This is a genomic window from Rhodococcus sp. 5A-K4 (assembly GCF_046097995.1).
Classification (GTDB): domain Bacteria; phylum Actinomycetota; class Actinomycetes; order Mycobacteriales; family Mycobacteriaceae; genus Rhodococcus_F; species Rhodococcus_F erythropolis.
In genome coordinates, this window is sequence record NZ_JBJURM010000008.1 from 1 (window position 1) to 18,694 (window position 18,694).

An 18,694-nucleotide genomic window follows, 5' to 3' on the forward strand; every position below is an offset into this window, starting at 1 on the left:
CGAGTCACCTTCTCTCGGAGATGGCGTTGACGGCGGAGCAGTTGGTGGTGATCGGTCGGGGTCGGTTGATTTCGGATTCGACGGTCGCGGAGTTCGTGGATCGCTCGTCGGAGTCGACGGTGCGCGTGCGCAGCCCACAATTGGACGCTCTCCATGCCGCATTGACTGCCCACGGACTGACTGTCCGCGAGGAGCATTCAGGATCGGAGGCGGTGTTGGTGGTCGTGGATTCGACGACTGACGTGATCGGCGGTCTGGCTGGTTCGCAGGGAATCGTGTTGCACGAGTTGGCGTCTGTGCAGGGATCGCTCGAGGACGCGTTCATGAAGTTGACCGGAGACGATGTCCAGTACCACGCATCCGGTATCGATCCGGGTGCCGGAGCCCACCACACAAACACACAGCACGCTATGGGAGGTGCACTGTAATGGCTGTTCTCAGTGCTGAACGTATCAAGATCACCACGACCAAGTCACCGCTGTGGTGCACGATCACAATCATCGTCCTAGGGTTGGGCGTCGCCTGGATGATCGGGCGTTCGTCGAGTTCGAGCATTCAGGCGTACAACGACGAAGCCGCATCAGGAACTCCTGATTTCGAGAAGTTCCTCCCCACGTTCAATGAAGCGGGACTAGGAGTTTCCGGCTTCGGCGTCATGGTCCTGATGATCATGGCTGCCCTCGCGATTACCAGCGAATACCGCTTCGGCATCATCCGCACCACCTTCCAGGCCATCCCGAGCCGGGCTTCGGTCCTGATCGCCAAAGCCGGCCTGATCGGCGCCTTCGGCGCGGCGCTGTCCTTCGTTCTCATGCTCGGCGCGGTATTCATCACCAAAGCTGCTGCAGGCTCTGAAGGTTCCACCAATCTGGCACTCGACAACGCCGATGCCTGGCGCGCCGTCTACGGCGTACCGATCTTCGCCTTCCTCTGCGTTGTCCTTGCCATCGCCGTCGGAGCACTCCTCCGGCAATCTGCTGGCGCTATTGCATTGCTCCTGCTCTGGCCGCTGCTCATCGAGAGCCTGTTCGGCATGTTCGGATCCTTCGGTAGAAACGTCACACCGTTCCTCCCGTTCGCCAACGCCGACCACTTCCTCTCTTCGGGTTCGAGCACCAATTTCCATTGGGGCCCTTGGGGAAGCCTGTTCTACTTCGCAGCATTTGTGCTGGTGGTTTTCGGAATCAGCATCGCCGTCGTCAACAAGCGCGACGCCTGACCTAACACCAAGACTGGTCGTACCGGAGATGTTCCGGTGCGGCCAGTTTCTTGTTGCCACAACCGCGGTCCATAGAAGTTAGGGTAGGCTCGCTTCCATCTGATTCGGCAACGAACTGAGGCAACGGACAGCGATGCAGACTCTGACAACCCAGACTATTTCCACTCCGGGCACCGAAATGCGTGTGTGGCGCACGCCGGCGCTCGATCGGAAATGCATCGTCTTCCTGCATGGCGCCGGAGTTGATCATCGAATGTTCGACGACCAGGTCGCGGAACTCGCGGGCGCCTATTCCCTGGTGCTGCCCGACCTACGCGGTCAAGGGCTGTCGATTCTCGAGGAAGGCCACCGCGCCACTCTCGACACTGTGATCGACGACGTGAAGGTCATGCTCGACTCGCTCGGAATCGATCGCGCAAGCATCGTCGGACACTCGTTCGGCGGAAACATCGCGCAGGAGTTCACCCATCGTCATGCGAATCGAGTAGACAAGCTCGTCATGATCGGCAGCCCTGGCCAGCACCGGGAAATGAGTGGAGCCGCTGCCTCGGCAATCAAAATCGGCACGCATTTGTATCGACGGATTCCGTGGGGTCCCTTTGCCTTTTACAGTGGCCGGTGGTCGAGTCGAAATCCCGCAACTCGCAGATACGTTGCAGACTGCATGCTGGCCGCCGGACGGCAGACCTGGCTGGATCTGGGAACAAGCGGGTTCGCGTCACTCTGCCCGGTGGATACGGCACCCCGAAAGGAGACCCTCCTGATGCGGGGAGAGGTCGACATGCCGCGCCAACTCGATCGAATCTACGACGCCCTGAGCGATCAACTACCGGACCTGACTCGCCGGGTGGTGATCACCGGCGTCGGACATCAATGCACACAGGACAATCCGGAAGAGGTCAACCGCGCACTGGTCGAGTTCTTGGCAGACTGACCTCACGTGTCAGCGTTCCAGGTGCGCGGCAAGCTCTTTCATCCAATCGAGGAATGCCGGCGGGCCGTCGAACTGGACGCCGTCGAGAGCAGCCACTTCCGGTGCAATGTCATCGCCCTTGACCACCAACGCTTCTCCACCCGAGGCAAGGACAGCAGCAAAGGCAGGTAGGTCACCCCGGTCGTCGCCCGCGTACGCGACGACGTCGACGCCTGCGGTGGCGATCGCGCGAAGGAGGCCTGTCCCCTTGTCCTCCTCAACGGGTGGACGCAATTCTTCGACCAACTTGCCGGGCTCACGCCGCAACCCGGTCCGGCTCGCGATTTCTGTCGTCGCTGCTTCCACCAGGCGCTGCGCAACCGCTCGATCCGCGGCCCGACGCCAATGCACAGCCACCGCAAGGCCTTTGCTCTCGACGTGGATGCCAGGAACTGACTGAGAGTCGAACAGGCGACGCAGTTCGGCTTCTGCTTCGGCGACGGCATCACTGAACGCAGCGACGGCCGGAAGCACTTCGATTCCGTTCTCCGTCCAGGTCTCGACGCCGTAGGAACCCATGAGAACAACCGAATCCAGACTCAGTCGTTCTCGCAAGAACGACGCCGGCCGTCCCGAGAGCAAGCCCACCACGCCGAAGTGCCTCGACAAAGTCGCGAGCACCTCCTCGGCACCGGGCAGGAGCGCACTGGCCGACGGATCGTCGACGATAGGTGCAAGCACGCCGTCGAAATCCATCACCAGCCCACACCGAGCTGGATCGGACGTGAGTCGGAGGATGACGTCCGAAGCGGTTCGCATGGTTCGAGTGTGCCAAATCGATCGCACCCGCATAACCAACACCGGATCAGAATGTAATCTCTGCCACTTCGTCCAGGTTGTCCGGAAAGCGCAGGGTGAGCCGTGTCCACTCCCCTCCGGCGCCGCTTCTCTCCGATACAGTTCTCACGACGCTTACCAACTGGGGGGGTAATGATGAGCGAATTGACTGTCGTCACTGACGACATCCGAAAGTACGGCTCGACGTCGGCCGAAGCTGCAGGACACATCGCGCAGGCCGCCGCCGTCGATCTGGGCGCCAACATCGCGGCAGTCGCACCAGCCGTCGGTCCTGTCGGCATCGAGTTTCTCGAGGCATTCGCGCGCGCCCAGGCAACTCACACCAAAGATGTTGCAGCACTGGCGACCTTCTACGCCGGCAACGCAGCAACGGCGAGTGCAGCCGCTCAGGCCTACGACACCACAGATCTTTCAACCGCGTCAGATCTGGCCGGCATCGCTGGATCGACGGACGTGACCGCGTGAACAGCGATCGCGTCGACACCGATCGCATGAACACCGAAGACGACTCGACGACGGTCCTCGAATTCCTTCAAGGTGGTGCTCCGGCCCCGGCATTGCCGAACAACACGGTCGAATCGATGCTCGCCGGCATACCGGTTCCGGCATTACCCGGAATCGAAGATCTGTTCGCGCCGTTGATCGAACTCGGGAAGAGCCTCGGCACCGGCACTTTTGCCGGCACCGATCCCGTCGGCATCTTCAACCAGGCGTCCACTCTCATCGACCAAGCCATGGGATTGTCCCAAAGCGCGGTCGCCGAGGTGGGCCAGACCTGGAACAGCACCGGCAGTGAAGCCGCGACCGAACTGTCGCGATCCGCCCAGAACAGCGGCGCAGAATTGAGCGAACGCGGAACCGCGATATCGAAAACCGCTGCTGCCGCCGCGGAATCGGTGCAGCGAGGCAACGCGAATCTCGCGGCGATCGCGCAGTCCTTCGCGACCACGGTTGCAGCTGCTGCACCGATCGCGTGGACACCACCAGGACAGGCGATGCTGATTGCCTCCGCAGCCGAACACATGCAGGCAGCCGTCGCGGCGGTGACGCAGACTCGCGGGGAAATGCTCGGGCACACCGCTGCCATGAACGCCCTTGCCGGGTCGATCCCCGTGCCGACTCCACCGATCGGTGAGGCTCTCGCCAACCTTGCCACTCCGGAGGCGCTCGCCGACGCCGCCCGTCAGATCGCCCAACCTCTGGCGGCATCAGCCGTGTCGGCATCGCCGCTGTCTGGATCGACCGATGCCGGCGACGCACCGTTCTCCACCCACTCAGGCGCCGACGCCGTTCGGACCTCGGCAGCGCAGGCAGGCGCCGGACTTCCGACCGGCGTCGACAAGCTGTGGGGCGCAGGCAATTCGTCGACGTCACTCGCAGCCGGCGGGTCGCCGTCGCCCAGTGCCACAGCGAGCTCCGGCGGAGCATGGGTGGGCGGAAGCGGCACTACCGGTGGAACGATGAGAGGCGCAGCGGGAGTTGCTGCAGTTCAACCGGTTCCGGTAGCAACGCCCGACCTGGGTGCACCATCTTCGGCGGTCGGCAGTAGCGGCATATCGCCGGGCGGCATGATGGGCGGCGGTCCTCGCGGAACGCGGGACGACGAGTCGTCACGCACGACTCCGGGGTATCTCGTCAGCGCCGGTGACGAAAACTCGATGGTCGACGATCTACCGATGGTGTCACCGCCCGTGCTCGGTGCCGAGAATCCCGATCAGTACCTGTTCCGAGATCTCTGATCGGGACTCCCCGGCCGGGGCGGCATTACAACCTCAAACGAAGCCCAACTCCCGTACCGCCGCACGCTCCTGCTCCAATTCGCTGACGGACAGGTCAATCCGTTCGCGTGAGAAGTCGTCGATCGCGAGATCCGGAACGATAGCGAATTCACCATCGGCACAGGTCACCGGGAAGGACGAGATCAATCCTTCGGGCACCCCGTAGGAACCGTCCGAACAGACGGCCATGGATACCCAGTCGTCTTCGGCCGTTCCGATCACCCAGTCACGGACGTGGTCGATCGACGCGCTGGCCGCACTTGCCGCAGAGGACGATCCACGCGCAGCAATGATAGCGGTGCCTCGTACCTGCACAGTCGGGATGAAATCGTTCTCCACCCAGTCTCGGTCGTTGATCACCGCGAGCGCAGGCTCACCCGCGACGGTCGCGTGGGACAGGTCCGGGTACTGCGTCGCCGAATGGTTTCCCCAGACGGAAACCTTGCGCACCGACGACGCACGAACGCCGGTCTTCTTCACCACCTGCGCAATCGCTCGGTTGTGGTCGAGGCGCGTCAGCGCACTGAACCGAGTATCGGGTACATCCGGCGCGTTGTTCATCGCGATGAGAGCGTTGGTGTTGGCCGGGTTTCCGACGACCAGCACCTTGACGTCCGAGGCTGCGTTGTTGTTGATCGCCTTCCCATGCGCTGTGAAAATAGCGCCGTTCGCGCTCAGCAAGTCGGCGCGCTCCATCCCCTTGCTCCGCGGACGTGCACCGACCAGCATCCCGACGTTCGCGCCGGAGAAGGCGACATCGGGATCGTCGGTGATGTCGATGGAGCTCAGCAAGGGAAATGCGCCGTCTTCGAGCTCCATCGCTACGCCTTCGGCAGCGGACACGGCGGCGGGAATCTCGAGCAGTCGAAGTTTGATCGGTACGTCAGCGCCGAGCATCTCCCCCGCAGCTATGCGGAAAAGCATGCCGTAGGCGATCTGACCCGACGCTCCGGTCACCGTGACGGTTACGGGCGCAATACTCATTGCCGACTCCTCACCTGCCGTTTTCACGACTGTCCGTTCTACAACGCTGTAAGAACGGTTTCCACGCTAGTCGAGTAATCCGGCCACTTCGTGGTCTGTCAGTGTGGTTCTCGGCACTCGTCCCTCCGCCGTCACGAGTTCGACGGCGCGGTAGAGCGGACGCTCGGCCAGTCCGGCGCCGCGGGCTTCGGCACGCAACTGTTCGATCAGCACCGAGGACAACGCGGCAGCCGGTACCAACTCACTGGCCGCCAGGGCGTCGGCGAGCTTGCGGAGTGCAAGGATCTCCAACTCGCGCCCGCCCCCTGCCGTGTAGAGCGCCAGCGGTATTCGCACGGTGGACCGACCGTCACCGAGTGTCAGGCTGACCTCGCTGATCCGGCCGGATCGCACCGTCAACGCCGCCGTGAGCACCTCGGCCACGTCGACGTCGTTGGTGCGAAAACCAGCTTGTGCTCGAATCCTGTTGCCATACAGGGTGATATGCCGGCGCAGCGTCATCAGAATCGCCAGTGACGTCGGAACCGCGATGACGGCACCGACGATCACTCCGACCGTCACCGTCGAGAACACACTGACGATCAACCCGACGACCACACCGAAGACCACCACAACAACGGCGAACTTCTTCAGCCGCGGCGCGATCAACGCCACGGGAACCAGATCGAGCGAAACCGGTTCAGCCTCAGTGCTCAACGAGATCCCCGAGCTTGTCGACAACTTGGTCGAGCGGCACCGTCTCCTGCTCACCCGTCGCCAATTGTTTGACAACGACAACGCCCTCTTCGAGCTCGCGCTCGCCGAGAACCAACGCGACTGCGGCGCCCGAGCGATCGGCCGCTTTCATCGAGCCCTTGACGCCACGATTTCCGTACGCCAGGTCGACGCGAATCCCATTGGCACGCAACTGGTGTGCGATCTTCACCAGTGCCGCCTTCGCCTCGGCTCCCATCGGTACACAGAAGACGTCGACACGTGCCGGTGGCGCAACCGACTTACCCTCGGCCTCGAGCGCGAGAACCGTGCGGTCGACGCCGATTCCGAACCCGATCCCCGAGAGCGGCTGTCCGCCCAGCTGTTCCATCAGTCCGTCGTAACGACCACCACCACCGATTCCGGACTGCGCGCCCAGTCCGTCGTGCACGAATTCGAAGGTCGTCTTGGTGTAGTAGTCGAGGCCGCGGACCATGCGCGGGTTGACGACGTAGGGAACTCCCAAGGCGTCGAGGTGCGCTAGTACCTCGTCGAAGTGCGCCTTGCAGCTCTCCGAGAGGTGATCGAGCATGAGCGGTGCGCCGGCCGTCATCTCGCGTACATCTGGGCGCTTGTCGTCGAGCACCCGAAGCGGGTTGATCTCGGCGCGTCGCCGTGTGTCTTCGTCGAGCGGAAGTGCAAAGAGAAACTCCTGCAGCAGTTCGCGGTACTGCGGTCGGCAGGTGTCATCGCCGAGAGAGGTGATTTCGAGGCGGAAGCCGTCGAGCCCCAACGACCGGAATCCGGCGTCAGCGATCGCGATGACCTCAGCGTCGAGCGCGGGGTCGTCGATCCCGATGGCCTCGACGCCGACCTGCTGCAACTGGCGGTAGCGACCGGCCTGCGGGCGCTCGTAGCGGAAGAACGGGCCCGCGTAGCTGACCTTGACCGGCAACTGTCCACGATCGAGGCTGTGCTCGATGACGGCACGCATGACACCGGCGGTTCCCTCGGGACGCAACGTCACCGAACGGTCACCGCGATCGGCGAACGTGTACATCTCTTTGCTGACGACGTCGGTCGACTCGCCGACACCGCGCGCGAACAGGCCGGTGTCCTCGAAGATCGGCAATTCGATGTGGCCGTACCCGGCCAACCTGGCGGCGCGCGTCAAACCGTCACGAACGGCGACGAATTCGGCTGACTGCGGCGGAACGTAGTCCGGAATTCCCTTGGGTGCAGAGAAGGTGCTGGCTTTACTCACGAGAGGTACTTTTCCTTATTCTTGTGCGCTGAGTCCAACGAGAAACGGGTTCGAGCTTCGCTCGGCGCCGATCGAACTGTTGCCACCGTGCCCGGGCAGGACCACGGTCTCGTCACCGAGTACCAGTAGCTTCCGGGCGATCGAAGCGAGCAACTGCTCGTGATTTCCGCCTGGCAGGTCGCTGCGCCCGATGGAACCCTGGAACAGGGTGTCACCTGTGAACGCCAAGTCCACGGGCCCGCTCTCGGTGTTCGCCTGGGTGCGGAACACCACCGATCCCTGCGTGTGCCCGGGCGTGTGGTCCACGACGAACGTCATTCCGGCCTCGGTGATCTTGTCTCCGTCACTCAGTTCGATCACCTCGTCCGGCTCCACGAACGTCATGCCCTGAATGAATTCCTTCATCGTCGGGCCGATCCCTCGTGCCGGATCGCTGAGCATGTAGCGATCCTCGGGATGGATGTACGCGGGCACGGAGTACCGCTCACAGACCTCGCGGGCCGACCACACGTGATCGAGATGGCCGTGTGTCAACAGGACCGCGTTGACCGTCATGTCTTTGGAGTCGAGATATTCGAAGAGCGGCTCGGCCGCGTCCTGCCCTGGATCGACGACCACACATTCGCACGCGTCGTCCTGGGCGAGTATGTAGCAGTTGGTTTGGAACATCCCGGCCGGAAAACCAGTGACGAGCACGGGGGCAACTCCTCTTCGAAGGGTGGAAACGAACAACACGGTGTCGGTTACAGCCTAAGCTGCTGCCCCGCCAGTAAGTTCTCAGGTTGCAATGGGAGACTCTGACGACGAGTAGAGCCGCTTGCCGAAGCCGACCCCAGGGTGTCGCTCGGCCGGCCGACCACGATCCACCCGCGATACGGAGGACTACAGCAGTGCCGAGTAACGAGCAACGCCGCGAGGCGGCGAAACGCAAGCTCGAGCGTCAGCTCGAACGCCGCGCAGAACGTGCCCGCAAGCGCAAGCAGATGACGATTGCCGGAACCGCGCTCGGCGTGGTTGTCGTGGTCGGTGTCGTCGGTGGACTCATCTGGCTGAGCAACCGCAGTGACGACGACGCGAACACCACCAACACCGCTGCCGACGACTCGAGCCTCACGCCACAGACTGCGGGTGCCATGCCTGCCGGACTGTCGACGCCGCTCGCCGACACCGTGTCCTGCTCGTACCCGGCTGACGGCGCTACCGCCTCCAAGGCCAACAATCCGCCTCGTACCGACGGCATCCCCACCACCGCGCCCGACGCGACGCCGAGCATCAGCGTCGAGACCTCGCAGGGAAACATCGGGCTCACGCTCGACGGAACAAAGTCTCCGTGCACGGTCAACAGCTTCGTGAGCTTGGCGCAGCAGGACTACTTCAACGACACCACCTGCCACCGTATGACGACGAGCCCCTCGCTCCAGGTTCTGCAGTGCGGTGACCCATCGGGCACCGGCACCGGCGGACCAGGTTACGGATTCGACAACGAGTTCCCCACCTCGGCCTACGCCACCACCGACCCGGCAGCGCAAGAGCCCGTCACCTACGCGCGCGGCACGGTTGCGATGGCCAACACCGGGGCACCCGGTAGCAACGGCAGCCAGTTCTTCCTCGTCTACGGCGACTCACAACTCCCGCCGCAGTACACGGTTTTCGGCACGATCGACGAAACCGGGCTCGCCACTTTGGACAAGGTCGCGGCCGGCGGATCGACGCCAGAGGGCGACGGCAAGCCGAATCTGACCACCGACATCAAGACAGTAAGGCTCGACTGATGCGACGCAATCCCGTGATGCGCTTTCCTGTAGTCATTGCCGCTGCGAGCGCCGCGGCGCTGCTTCTGGCTGGTTGTTCCAGTGATTCGGGTAGCTCGGACTCGCCGTCCAGTACCTCCAAGGCGAAGACGACAACGGCTGCCATGCCGCCGCTCGACATGTCACAGTTCGACGCACTCCCGCCTGTCCCGACTCCGGCGGCGGCGACCGTCGACTGCTCGTACCCGAGCGCGGCGGGTGCAGCCAAAACCGTCAATCCGCCGAACTCCACGGGTGTGTCCACCGAGGGAACCGTCAACGTCGCGCTCACGACCACGGCCGGCCCGATCGGGATGGAGCTGAACAGGGCAGAAGCCCCATGCACGGTCAACAGCATCGTGAGCTTGACCGAGCAGAAGTATTTCGACGACACCCCGTGCCATCGACTGGTCACCACACCCGGCCTTCAGATCCTGCAGTGCGGCGATCCGTCGGGCAAGGGCACGGGCGGACCGGGCTACGGATTCGACAACGAGTACCCGACCACTGCGTACTCCGCTAACGATCCGGCGCTCTCCTTGCCTGCCGTCTACCCTCGCGGCACGCTCGCAATGGCCAACTCGGGTGCACCGGGCAGCAACGGCAGCCAGTTCTTCCTCGTCTACGAGGATTCGGTCTTGCCGCCCAACTACACGGTCTTCGGAAAGATCGACGACGCCGGCCTGGCGACGATCGAGAAGATCGCAGCCGACGGCGACGACGGAGGCATGGGCGCAACCGGTGGCGGCGCACCCAACACCCCGATCACCATCGAGACTGCAGTAGTCGCCTAACCCTGCTGTGCGCCTTTATTAACCGCCCGCGGTTAATAAAGGCGCACAGCAGTTTACGAAGCAGAGGTCACGCGGTAGACGTCGTAGACGCCTTCCACATTGCGAACCACGTTGAGCACATGACCCAAGTGCTTCGGGTCGCCCATCTCGAAGGTGAACTTGCTGATCGCCACTCGGTCACCTGAGGTGGTGACCGAGGCCGACAGGATGTTCACCTTCTCGTCGGCCAACGCCTTGGTGACGTCGGAAAGCAACCGATGACGATCGAGCGCCTCGATCTGGATCGCGACCAGGAACACCGACGTCGCTGAGGGCGCCCATTCGACGTCGATGATTCGCTCGGACTGATCGTGGAGCGAGTTGGCGTTGGTGCAGTCGGTACGGTGCACGCTCACCGCCCCACCGCGCGTGACGAAGCCCAGAATCGAATCGCCCGGAACCGGCGTGCAACACTTTGCGAGTTTTGCCACCGTGCCGGGTGCTCCGGGAACCAGAATTCCGGAGTCACCCGTACTGCGGGTGCGCACCGGCATGGTCGACGGCGTCGAACGCTCGGCCAGTTCCTCTTCGACGGCGCCGACGCCGCCCAGATGAGCAACCAGTCGCTGCACGACGTGGTGCGCCGACACCTGGCTCTCGCCTACCGCCGTGTACAACGCCGAGACGTCGGGATAGCGAAGTTCATGCGCGATCGTGCTCATCGATTCGGCATTCATCAACCGCTGCAACGGAAGTCCCACGCGGCGGACTTCCTTCGCGATCTGATCCTTGCCGGACTCGAGCGCCTCCTCGCGGCGTTCCTTCGCGAACCACTGCCGGATCTTCGCCTTGGCACGCGGCGAGACGACAAACGTCTGCCAATCTCGGCTCGGCCCGGCGGTGGCAGCCTTCGACGTGAAGACCTCCACCACTTCGCCGTTTTCGAGAGTTCGCTCCAGCGCGACCAACCGACCGTTGACCCTGGCACCGATGCATCGGTGCCCGACCTCGGTGTGCACCGCATACGCGAAATCGACGGGAGTCGATCCGGCAGGCAACGTGATCACGTCACCCTTCGGCGTGAAGACGAAGATCTCCTTGACCGCGAGGTCGTAACGCAACGATTCGAGGAACTCCCCCGGATCGGCCGCTTCACGTTGCCAGTCGAGTAGCTGACGCATCCACGCCATGTCGTCGACCTCGGCGATGTCGCCCGCGTGCTTGCCCTTGGTCTCCTTGTACCGCCAGTGCGCGGCGATACCGAACTCCGCGGTCCGGTGCATGTCCTGGGTCCGGATCTGGACCTCCAGGGGCTTGCCTTCCGGTCCCACGACGGTGGTGTGCAGTGACTGGTAGACGCCGTAGCGCGGCTGTGCGATGTAGTCCTTGAAGCGTCCGGCCATCGGCTGCCACAGTGAGTGGACAACGCCGACCGCGGCGTAACAGTCACGCACTTCTTCACACAGGATGCGGACGCCGACCAGATCATGGATGTCGTCGAAATCGCGGCCCTTGACGATCATCTTCTGATAGATCGACCAGTAATGCTTGGGCCGGCCTTCGACGATGGCGTTGATCCGCGAGGCGGACAGAGTCGAGTTGATCTCGGCGCGAACCTTGGCCAGATAGGTGTCACGAGAAGGCGCGCGATCGGCGACCAGTCGAACGATCTCGTCATACTTCTTCGGGTGCAGGATAGCGAACGAGAGATCCTCGAGTTCCCACTTGACGGTCGCCATTCCAAGTCGATGTGCAAGTGGCGCAATGACTTCGAGAGTCTCTCGCGCCTTACGTGCTTGCTTTTCGGGCGGCAGGAATCGCATCGTGCGCATGTTGTGCAGACGATCCGCAACCTTGATCACGAGCACGCGCGGGTCCCGCGCCATCGCGATGATCATCTTGCGGATGGTTTCGCCCTCGGCGGCGGTGCCCAGAACGACCTTGTCGAGTTTGGTGACTCCGTCGACGAGGTGAGCGACCTCGTCACCGAAGTCCTTGGTCAACTCTTCGAGTGAGTACCCGGTGTCCTCGACGGTGTCGTGCAGCAGGGCTGCGACGAGGGTGGTGGTGTCCATACCCAACTCGGCCAGAATGCTTGCGACGGCCAACGGATGCGTGATGTACGGATCGCCGGACTTGCGACGCTGGCTCGAATGTCTGTCCTCGGCGACGTCGTACGCACGCTGGAGCAGCGCGAGGTCGGCCTTCGGATACAGCTCACGGTGGAGGCTGACCAACGGCTCGAGCACCGGGCGGATGGTGGCGTTGCGCTGACCGGTGATGCGCCGAGCAAGCCGAGCGCGCACCCTACGGGAGGCGGAAGCGGGCACGGCCAGGTTCTGCCCACCCCGATTGCCGGCAGTTTGCGCAGATCCCGAATCGTCGGGCACCGCGGACTTCGATGGTGTCGTCTCCGGAGCCGGATCTGCACCCGTCTCCTGCGACACTGCACCCGAGTTCTGTGATCGATCAAGATTCGACGTCATGTCGCCACCTCCTACCACCGAGTTGGTTGAGGCAACCGCCCTGCATCGGGTAATTGCCCTGGAGGTCTAACTCGACCCCCAGGAGACAACTTTAATACTCAGACCTTCACCAGGGATGTCAGTGGGTACTTCAAGAAGCGATCTCGACCGCGCAGTTCCTCGATCTCGAGCACCACTGCGACGCCGACGACGTTCGCTCCACCCAACTCAACCAACTGTACAGCCGCCTCGAGTGTCCCTCCGGTAGCCAGAACGTCGTCGATCACCAGAACATTCCGCCCGGTGAGATCGAAGCCGTTTGCAGGAATCTCGAGCGTCGAAGATCCGTACTCGAGGCTGTACGAACGAGAGAGTACCGGCGGCGGCAGTTTGCCGACCTTCCGCACGGCCACCACCCCAGCACCCATCTTCGCAGCCGCGCCGGCACCGAGCAGGAACCCGCGAGCATCGACGGCGGCAATCGTGTCGGCGTCCGGAGCACAGGCGACAAGGGCGTCGAGCACGGCCCCGAACCCCTCGGCGTCGGCGAACACCGGAGTCAGATCGGCGAACCGAACCCCGGGCCCGGGAAAGTTGTCCGCCCAACGGGTCAGCCGAACAACGGCGTCTCCGGCAGCCCGGTGGATTGCGATCAATTCTTCAGGCGTGTGCAAGGCAACACCATTCGAGACGCTCATCTGCGTAATACCCATCTGTCCATGTTCCAGCCGGTAGCGGCCCGAGTCGGATTGACCAACACCGCCGACATGCCTGGAGCTACAGCGACAGTTCGTAGTTGATTGAACAGTGGAATCGTAGGCACCTGGGTCCACAGGATGTTCTCCGCCTCCACCGAGAGTCCCAATTGCGCACTGGTGCTCGCATCCACGTTCAACTGATCGATGATCTGATCGATCCGTGCATTTCCGTACGCACCGAGGTTTGCGCCGTTGCCCGATCGCAACGCTCCGCGCGCGTCGATCATGCTCGCTGTTCCGCCTGCCCCGACTTTGCCTGCCATGCCGGAAAGCACAGCGTCGACTCCCCCGGACTGCAGACTCGCAGGATCGAAGCTGTCGGTACTCGCGTCCTCGATCGTAATTCCCGCCGGAGCACACGCGGCTTTCGCTTCAGCGACGATCTGCGCCCGCACCGGGTCCGGTGCGAGGTACCCGACCCGGACGGTCAACTGGTCGAGATCGGCTTCCGACAACGACGTCTTCGCGGCATCGACGTCGGTATTGGCGTACCGGTCACCGTCGACCGCAGCGGCGTCGCTGTACACGAGTGAATCCGGCGCCATCAGTCGCGAATCGACCACGCCGGAACCCAGACCAGCCTGCGGCGCGTTATCCGTCTGCCCGAACTTCTCGAACAGAGTTGTCCGCGGAACACAATGCGCGAACGCTCGACGGGCGGCTTCGTCGCCCAGCGAACCAGACGTCGCGAGAACGAACTGCTCGATCGACCGCGACGGAATCTGTTGGACGTCGAACCCGGACGGAGTACCGAGCTCGCCGGCCGACCCGGAAGCGACGTCGACGACCTCGATCGAGTTCTTGTCGAGATCTTCGGTCAGATTCACACCACGTGGCCAGACGACGATGCGATCGGTCGCCGGCTTGTTGCCCCACCACCGCTCGTTCGCGACCAGCACCAGGCCGTCGTCGGCGCTGTACGAGTCGATTCGATACGGACCAGCGGAAGGCAGTACGGAGGTGTCCACCTGACCTGGAGTCAGGTTCCACCCGGTGTTCCAGAAGTCGGCGATCTTCGACAACGCGTCGGTGTCACCGGCATTCACCGCGCTCACCACGTCGCCGACTCCGGCGCGCTGCGTCACGATGTGTGAAGGCATCAATGCAGTCGCACCGAACAACGACCGCCAATCGGTGAACGATCGCCCGGGCTTGAAGAAGACAGTCGCGTCCTTCGACCCGCTCTGGCAGTCGATCCGGTCGATGTCCGCGTAACCGAGATTGTTCGCCGTGTCGAACATGGGCTTCGCAGCACCATCGACGTCTTTGGTGAACTTGCCACTCGACGCCGCCCAGGTGAGGACCAGATCGTCACAGGACATCGGAATCCCGTCGGAGTACACCGACGCCGGATTGAGCTTGTACGAGACCGTGAGCACGTCACCGGGCAACTCCGACGCCGTGCCGATGTCGGTGTCCGACACAGGAGCACCGGCCGGACCGGTGAACGTGAAGCCGGGAAGCACCCGGCCGAACGCGGCCATCGCCCCGGACACCGATCCAGCTGTCGTGTTGGCGTTGTACGTGGAGATGGAGTTGTCGATGGCATATCCGATGGACGGAACCTGCTCGGCGCTTTCCGAGCAGGCCGCCAACGAACCGGCAGCCACAGCGGTGGCCGCAACGAACGTCATCGATCGAACCAGTGTGCGTGTTCTTGGGAGCATGTTCAGTGCCCCTTCTTGTTTCGCTTTCCGGTCGGCCGCACACCCGGCTGCGGAGCAACCGGCGCACGGCGTGCAACGGGCGCGCCGACGGCAACCGTCTGCGTACCCTTCTCGGCCAGCGTAGCCCGGCGCGAGAGCACCTTACGAGTGTGCGCGGCAACGGGTCCCCAGCGTTCCTTCATCGACACCAGGAGCGGCGTCGCGAAGAAGATCGAGGAGTACGCACCCACGATGATGCCGACGAGCTGAACGAGCGCAAGGTCCTTGAGTGTGCCGACGCCGAGCATCCAGACCGCGACAACCATCAGAGCGATCACCGGGAGCACACTGATGACGGTCGTGTTGATCGATCGCATCAAGGTCTGATTCACCGCGAGGTTGGCCTGCTCGCCGTACGTCCGGCGCGTCAGATGCAGAACACCGCGTGTGTTCTCTTCGACCTTGTCGAACACCACCACTGTGTCGTACAGCGAGAAACCGAGAATGGTGAGCAAACCGATCACCGTCGCGGGCGTCACCTCGAAACCGACGAGCGAGTAGACGCCGGCAGTGACGATGATGTCGAAGAACAACGCAACGATCGCAGCTACCGCCATGTCCCGCTCGAAGCGGATGGCGATGTAGATACTCACGATCACCAGGAACACAATCAGCGCGATCAGCGCCTTCTTGGTGATCTGGCCACCCCAGGTTTCACTCACGTCCGCAAAACTGATGGCTTGCGCAGACGGGTTCCCGTTCTTGTCCTTGGGCTGGAACTCGTCGAAGAGAGCCGACTGAAGATCGTTGATCTGCGTCGCGTTCAACGTCTCCGACCGAATCTGTACGGTGGCGCTGGCACCCGAGCCGACCGTCTGCACGCTGACCGGCTCGAACCCGAGTGTGTCGGAGTAGACGGTTTCCACCTCCGACGTCTCGACTCCACCGTCGGCCGGGAACTGAATGCGCGATCCGCCCTCGAAATCGATACCGAAGGTGAAGCCGCGAAGGATGATGCTCAGCAGCGCAATGGCGACCAGAGCGCCGGTCAGTCCGTAGTAGAAGCGACGCCTACCGACGACCTCGAACGCACCCGTACCCGTGTACAGCCGCGAGAGCCAACTGTGCTTGGGCATCGCGCCCTGATCGACGCCGGAGTCGGTGATCTCCGACCGGGCTGCGGCATCGGCGGACTCGGCCGAGGAACTGTTGTTGGACCCCACCGGGGAGTTGTTGGACTCGCTCATGCTCGTGTCTCCTTAGCCGACGCAGCGGCGGCAACCTTACGTTCGCGGGCAACCTCTTGCACTGCGCCGAGACCGTTGACGCTGGGCTTGGACCAGAACGCCGAACGGGACGCCATGCTGACCAGTGGCCACGTCACGAGGAACACGACAATCACGTCGAGAATGGTGGTCAGACCCAAGGTGAAGGCGAAGCCTCGCACCTGTCCGACCGCCAGCACGTACAGAACTGCAGCGGCGATGAAGCTCACCGCGTTGCCGGACAGAATTGTTCGGCGGGCTCGCGCCCAACCGCGTGGCACCGCGGAGCGGAAGCTACGGCCCTCACGCATTTCGTCCTTGATGCGTTCGAAGAACACGACGAACGAGTCGGCGGTCATACCGATACCGATGATCAGACCAGCCATGCCGGCCAAGTCGAGTGTGAAGCCGATGTATCTACCGAGCAGAACCATGATCGCGTAGACCATGACTCCGGAGAGGATCAGCGACAACGCCGTCAGGACGCCGAGCATCCGGTAGTAGACGAGGCAGTACAGCAGAACGAGAACGAGACCGACCGCGCCGGCAATCAATGCCGCCTGAAGTGAGGCCAGGCCGAGCGTTGCCGAGACCGTCTCGGCCTCGGAGGCTGCGAACGAGAGCGGAAGCGAACCGTACTTCAGAGTGTTGGCAAGTTCTTTGGCGCTCTCCGCAGTGAAACTGCCCGTGATCGAGGTCGCGCTACCCGCAGGCGTTGCACCTTGAATCGTGGGAGCGCTGACGACCTTCGAGTCGAGCGTGAACGCTGCCTGCTTGCCGATGTTGGCTGAGGTGAACTCGGCCCAGGTGTTGCTGCCGGTCGTCTTGAACGAGAGGCTGATCTCGTGGCGCGACTGCTGCGAGTTGAAGACCGAAGACGCGTCGGCAATCTCCTGGCCGTCGATGATCGAAGGACCGAGAAGATAGATGTTCAGTCCGTCTTGCGAGCACGCGACCAGCGGAAGAGTCGGGTCGTCGTTTCCACGGAGCGGATCCGCGACGGAGCAGTCGAGGTTCGCCACTGCTTGCTGCTGCACCGTCGGATCGCTGCTCTGTCGGAGGGCGCGCGCTGCGGCGATTTCCGCTGCTGCTGCGTCGCCTTCGTCGGTGCCGTCACTCGATGCGTCCGCGGGGGGAGCCGGTGTTGTCGTCTCCGGCGCCGGGGTTGCCTCCGGAGTGGTCGGGTCCTGAGCCAGGAACGGGCGGTTCTGCGGCGTCTGGGTCCCGTCGCCCGGCGCCTCGGGAGCCGGGGCATCAGTGGCCGGAGTTTCGGCCGCCGGCGCCTCAGGGGTAGCTGTCCGGTTCGCGTCACGGGTGGCGACATCGATCGAACCCGTCACCGGGCGGATGTACAGACGGGCGGTCTGGCCGAGCGAGCGAGCCTGCGCACTGTCGTCGCCGGGAACGGTGATGACGAGATTGTCACCGTCGACGACGACCTCGGAGCCGGAAACGCCGAGACCGTTGACGCGGGTCTCGATGATTTCCTGAGCCTGCTTGAGACTGTCCTGACTGGGAGCGCTGCCGTCCGGGGTACGAGCGGTCAACGTGACGCGCGTTCCACCCTGCAGGTCGATGCCGAGTTTCGGCGTGGCCGACTTGTCTCCAGTGAAGAACACCAGGGCATACAGTGCCACCACCAGGACCCCGAAAAGGGCCAGGTAGCGGACCGGATGCACCGTTCCGGTGGAAGGTGCCACGATCTTTAAGTCTCCTCAGTAGGTGCAGAGCTTCAGTAAATGCAGGGCTCGGGCGGTCGACGACCACCCGAGCTGCGGCGTTCGACTGCAACGATTGATCAACGGGATGAACTGAGCTGCTGGTGAAAGAACTACTCCGATGAAAGAACTACTACAGACCCGATCTGGACGTGTGTCCGAGTTCACAACTCTAGAACACGTGCCAGGTCGACGAAGTCAGGACTCCTTGGTGAGCCGGATTTCGGTGTCAGCAGCTGATTCTTCGATCTCGGAAACCGAGTCGTCGTCGTACTCGTCGGTTTCGGCCGTCTCGACAACGCGCTCACGGATGACCAGACGCGACCAGGTGGTGATGACACCGTCGGCGATCTCGAGGTCCACGGTGTCGTCGTCCAGAGAAGCAATCGTGGCATAGAGCCCGGCCGTGGTCTGCACTCGATCGCCGACCTGCAGCGAGTCCTGCATCTCGGAAGTGGCAGCCAAAGCCTTCTTCTGCTTGCGCATGCCCAGGAACATGGGCACCAGCAGTGCGAGGATCAAGAGTGGGAAAAGCAAACTCGACATGTGTTGATCAACCTCGGTTGTGTT

The 18,694-nt window shown here is 63.0% G+C and carries 17 protein-coding genes and 1 pseudogene; 7 read left to right on the forward strand and 11 right to left on the reverse strand.

What is annotated here, in order from left to right:
• From ACKAMS_RS12645 to ACKAMS_RS12655, 3 genes and pseudogenes are all read left to right on the forward strand, one after another.
• Positions 1-428, forward strand: a pseudogene (locus ACKAMS_RS12645) (ABC transporter ATP-binding protein); the annotation flags it as partial.
• The gene (locus tag ACKAMS_RS12650; protein ID WP_019748317.1) at positions 428-1,219 is read left to right on the forward strand and encodes an ABC transporter permease; all 792 of its coding nucleotides are present in this window, start codon (positions 428-430) and stop codon (positions 1,217-1,219) included. The pseudogene ACKAMS_RS12645 and the gene ACKAMS_RS12650, both read left to right, overlap by 1 nt.
• Before the next feature lie 133 nt (positions 1,220-1,352).
• Positions 1,353-2,153 carry an alpha/beta fold hydrolase gene (locus ACKAMS_RS12655; protein ID WP_060938521.1) on the forward strand — a complete coding sequence of 267 codons (801 nt, stop codon included), beginning with the start codon at positions 1,353-1,355 and terminating at the stop codon, positions 2,151-2,153.
• A 9-nt stretch (positions 2,154-2,162) separates the two neighbouring features.
• On the opposite strand, the gene otsB is transcribed toward ACKAMS_RS12655, so the two are convergent.
• Positions 2,163-2,951: a trehalose-phosphatase gene (otsB, locus tag ACKAMS_RS12660; protein ID WP_408989100.1), complete on the reverse strand. Its 789-nt coding sequence runs from the start codon at positions 2,949-2,951 to the stop codon at positions 2,163-2,165.
• Positions 2,952-3,125: 174 nt separating this feature from the next.
• Here otsB and ACKAMS_RS12665 point away from each other — a divergent pair, with 174 nt between their 5' ends.
• Both ACKAMS_RS12665 and ACKAMS_RS12670 read left to right on the forward strand, forming a co-directional pair.
• A complete protein-coding gene (locus tag ACKAMS_RS12665) occupies positions 3,126-3,455 on the forward strand; it encodes a type VII secretion target (protein WP_080910859.1) in 330 nt (109 codons plus the stop codon).
• Positions 3,452-4,729 (forward strand): hypothetical protein, encoded by a 1,278-nt coding sequence (locus ACKAMS_RS12670; protein WP_408989101.1) that lies wholly within the window; start codon positions 3,452-3,454, stop codon positions 4,727-4,729. Before ACKAMS_RS12665 ends, ACKAMS_RS12670 begins: the two co-directional genes overlap by 4 nt.
• Before the next feature lie 33 nt (positions 4,730-4,762).
• Here the strand turns inward: ACKAMS_RS12670 and ACKAMS_RS12675 are convergent, their stop codons facing one another.
• From ACKAMS_RS12675 to ACKAMS_RS12690, 4 genes are all read right to left on the reverse strand, one after another.
• On the reverse strand, positions 4,763-5,752 hold the full coding sequence (locus ACKAMS_RS12675; protein WP_019748312.1) for a malate dehydrogenase: 990 nt from the start codon (positions 5,750-5,752) through the stop codon (positions 4,763-4,765).
• Between the two features lie 66 nt (positions 5,753-5,818).
• Positions 5,819-6,448 carry a hypothetical protein gene (locus tag ACKAMS_RS12680; RefSeq protein ID WP_020969537.1) on the reverse strand — a complete coding sequence of 210 codons (630 nt, stop codon included), beginning with the start codon at positions 6,446-6,448 and terminating at the stop codon, positions 5,819-5,821.
• A complete protein-coding gene (gene hisS / locus ACKAMS_RS12685; RefSeq protein WP_019748310.1) occupies positions 6,438-7,709 on the reverse strand; it encodes a histidine--tRNA ligase in 1,272 nt (423 codons plus the stop codon). Before hisS ends, ACKAMS_RS12680 begins: the two co-directional genes overlap by 11 nt.
• Before the next feature lie 15 nt (positions 7,710-7,724).
• Positions 7,725-8,405 (reverse strand): MBL fold metallo-hydrolase, encoded by a 681-nt coding sequence (locus ACKAMS_RS12690; protein WP_408989102.1) that lies wholly within the window; start codon positions 8,403-8,405, stop codon positions 7,725-7,727.
• A gap of 194 nt (positions 8,406-8,599) precedes the next feature.
• On the opposite strand from ACKAMS_RS12690, the gene ACKAMS_RS12695 reads away from it, so the two are divergent.
• Together ACKAMS_RS12695 and ACKAMS_RS12700 are read left to right on the forward strand one after the other, a co-directional pair.
• Positions 8,600-9,481, forward strand: coding sequence for a peptidylprolyl isomerase (locus ACKAMS_RS12695; protein ID WP_408989103.1), 882 nt, complete (start codon positions 8,600-8,602; stop codon positions 9,479-9,481).
• Positions 9,481-10,293, forward strand: coding sequence for a peptidylprolyl isomerase (locus ACKAMS_RS12700; protein ID WP_372448901.1), 813 nt, complete (start codon positions 9,481-9,483; stop codon positions 10,291-10,293). The genes ACKAMS_RS12695 and ACKAMS_RS12700 overlap by 1 nt, the downstream gene beginning before the upstream one ends.
• Positions 10,294-10,346: 53 nt before the next feature.
• Here ACKAMS_RS12700 and ACKAMS_RS12705 read toward each other — a convergent pair whose 3' ends face one another.
• From ACKAMS_RS12705 to yajC, 6 genes are all read right to left on the reverse strand, one after another.
• Complete coding sequence (locus ACKAMS_RS12705) at positions 10,347-12,758, reverse strand: bifunctional (p)ppGpp synthetase/guanosine-3',5'-bis(diphosphate) 3'-pyrophosphohydrolase (protein WP_029255290.1); 2,412 nt, start codon at positions 12,756-12,758, stop codon at positions 10,347-10,349.
• Positions 12,759-12,856: 98 nt separating this feature from the next.
• Complete coding sequence (locus ACKAMS_RS12710) at positions 12,857-13,435, reverse strand: adenine phosphoribosyltransferase (protein ID WP_019748305.1); 579 nt, start codon at positions 13,433-13,435, stop codon at positions 12,857-12,859.
• Entirely contained in the window at positions 13,432-15,162 is a 1,731-nt protein-coding gene (locus ACKAMS_RS12715; RefSeq protein ID WP_408989104.1) for an ABC transporter substrate-binding protein, read from the reverse strand. The genes ACKAMS_RS12710 and ACKAMS_RS12715 overlap by 4 nt, the downstream gene beginning before the upstream one ends.
• 2 nt (positions 15,163-15,164) lie before the next feature.
• On the reverse strand, positions 15,165-16,388 hold the full coding sequence (gene secF, locus ACKAMS_RS12720; protein ID WP_020969531.1) for a protein translocase subunit SecF: 1,224 nt from the start codon (positions 16,386-16,388) through the stop codon (positions 15,165-15,167).
• Complete coding sequence (secD, locus tag ACKAMS_RS12725; RefSeq protein WP_408989105.1) at positions 16,385-18,106, reverse strand: protein translocase subunit SecD; 1,722 nt, start codon at positions 18,104-18,106, stop codon at positions 16,385-16,387. Before secD ends, secF begins: the two co-directional genes overlap by 4 nt.
• A 216-nt stretch (positions 18,107-18,322) precedes the next feature.
• Positions 18,323-18,670 carry a preprotein translocase subunit YajC gene (gene yajC, locus ACKAMS_RS12730; protein WP_047888383.1) on the reverse strand — a complete coding sequence of 116 codons (348 nt, stop codon included), beginning with the start codon at positions 18,668-18,670 and terminating at the stop codon, positions 18,323-18,325.
• Positions 18,671-18,694: the final 24 nt, after the last annotated feature.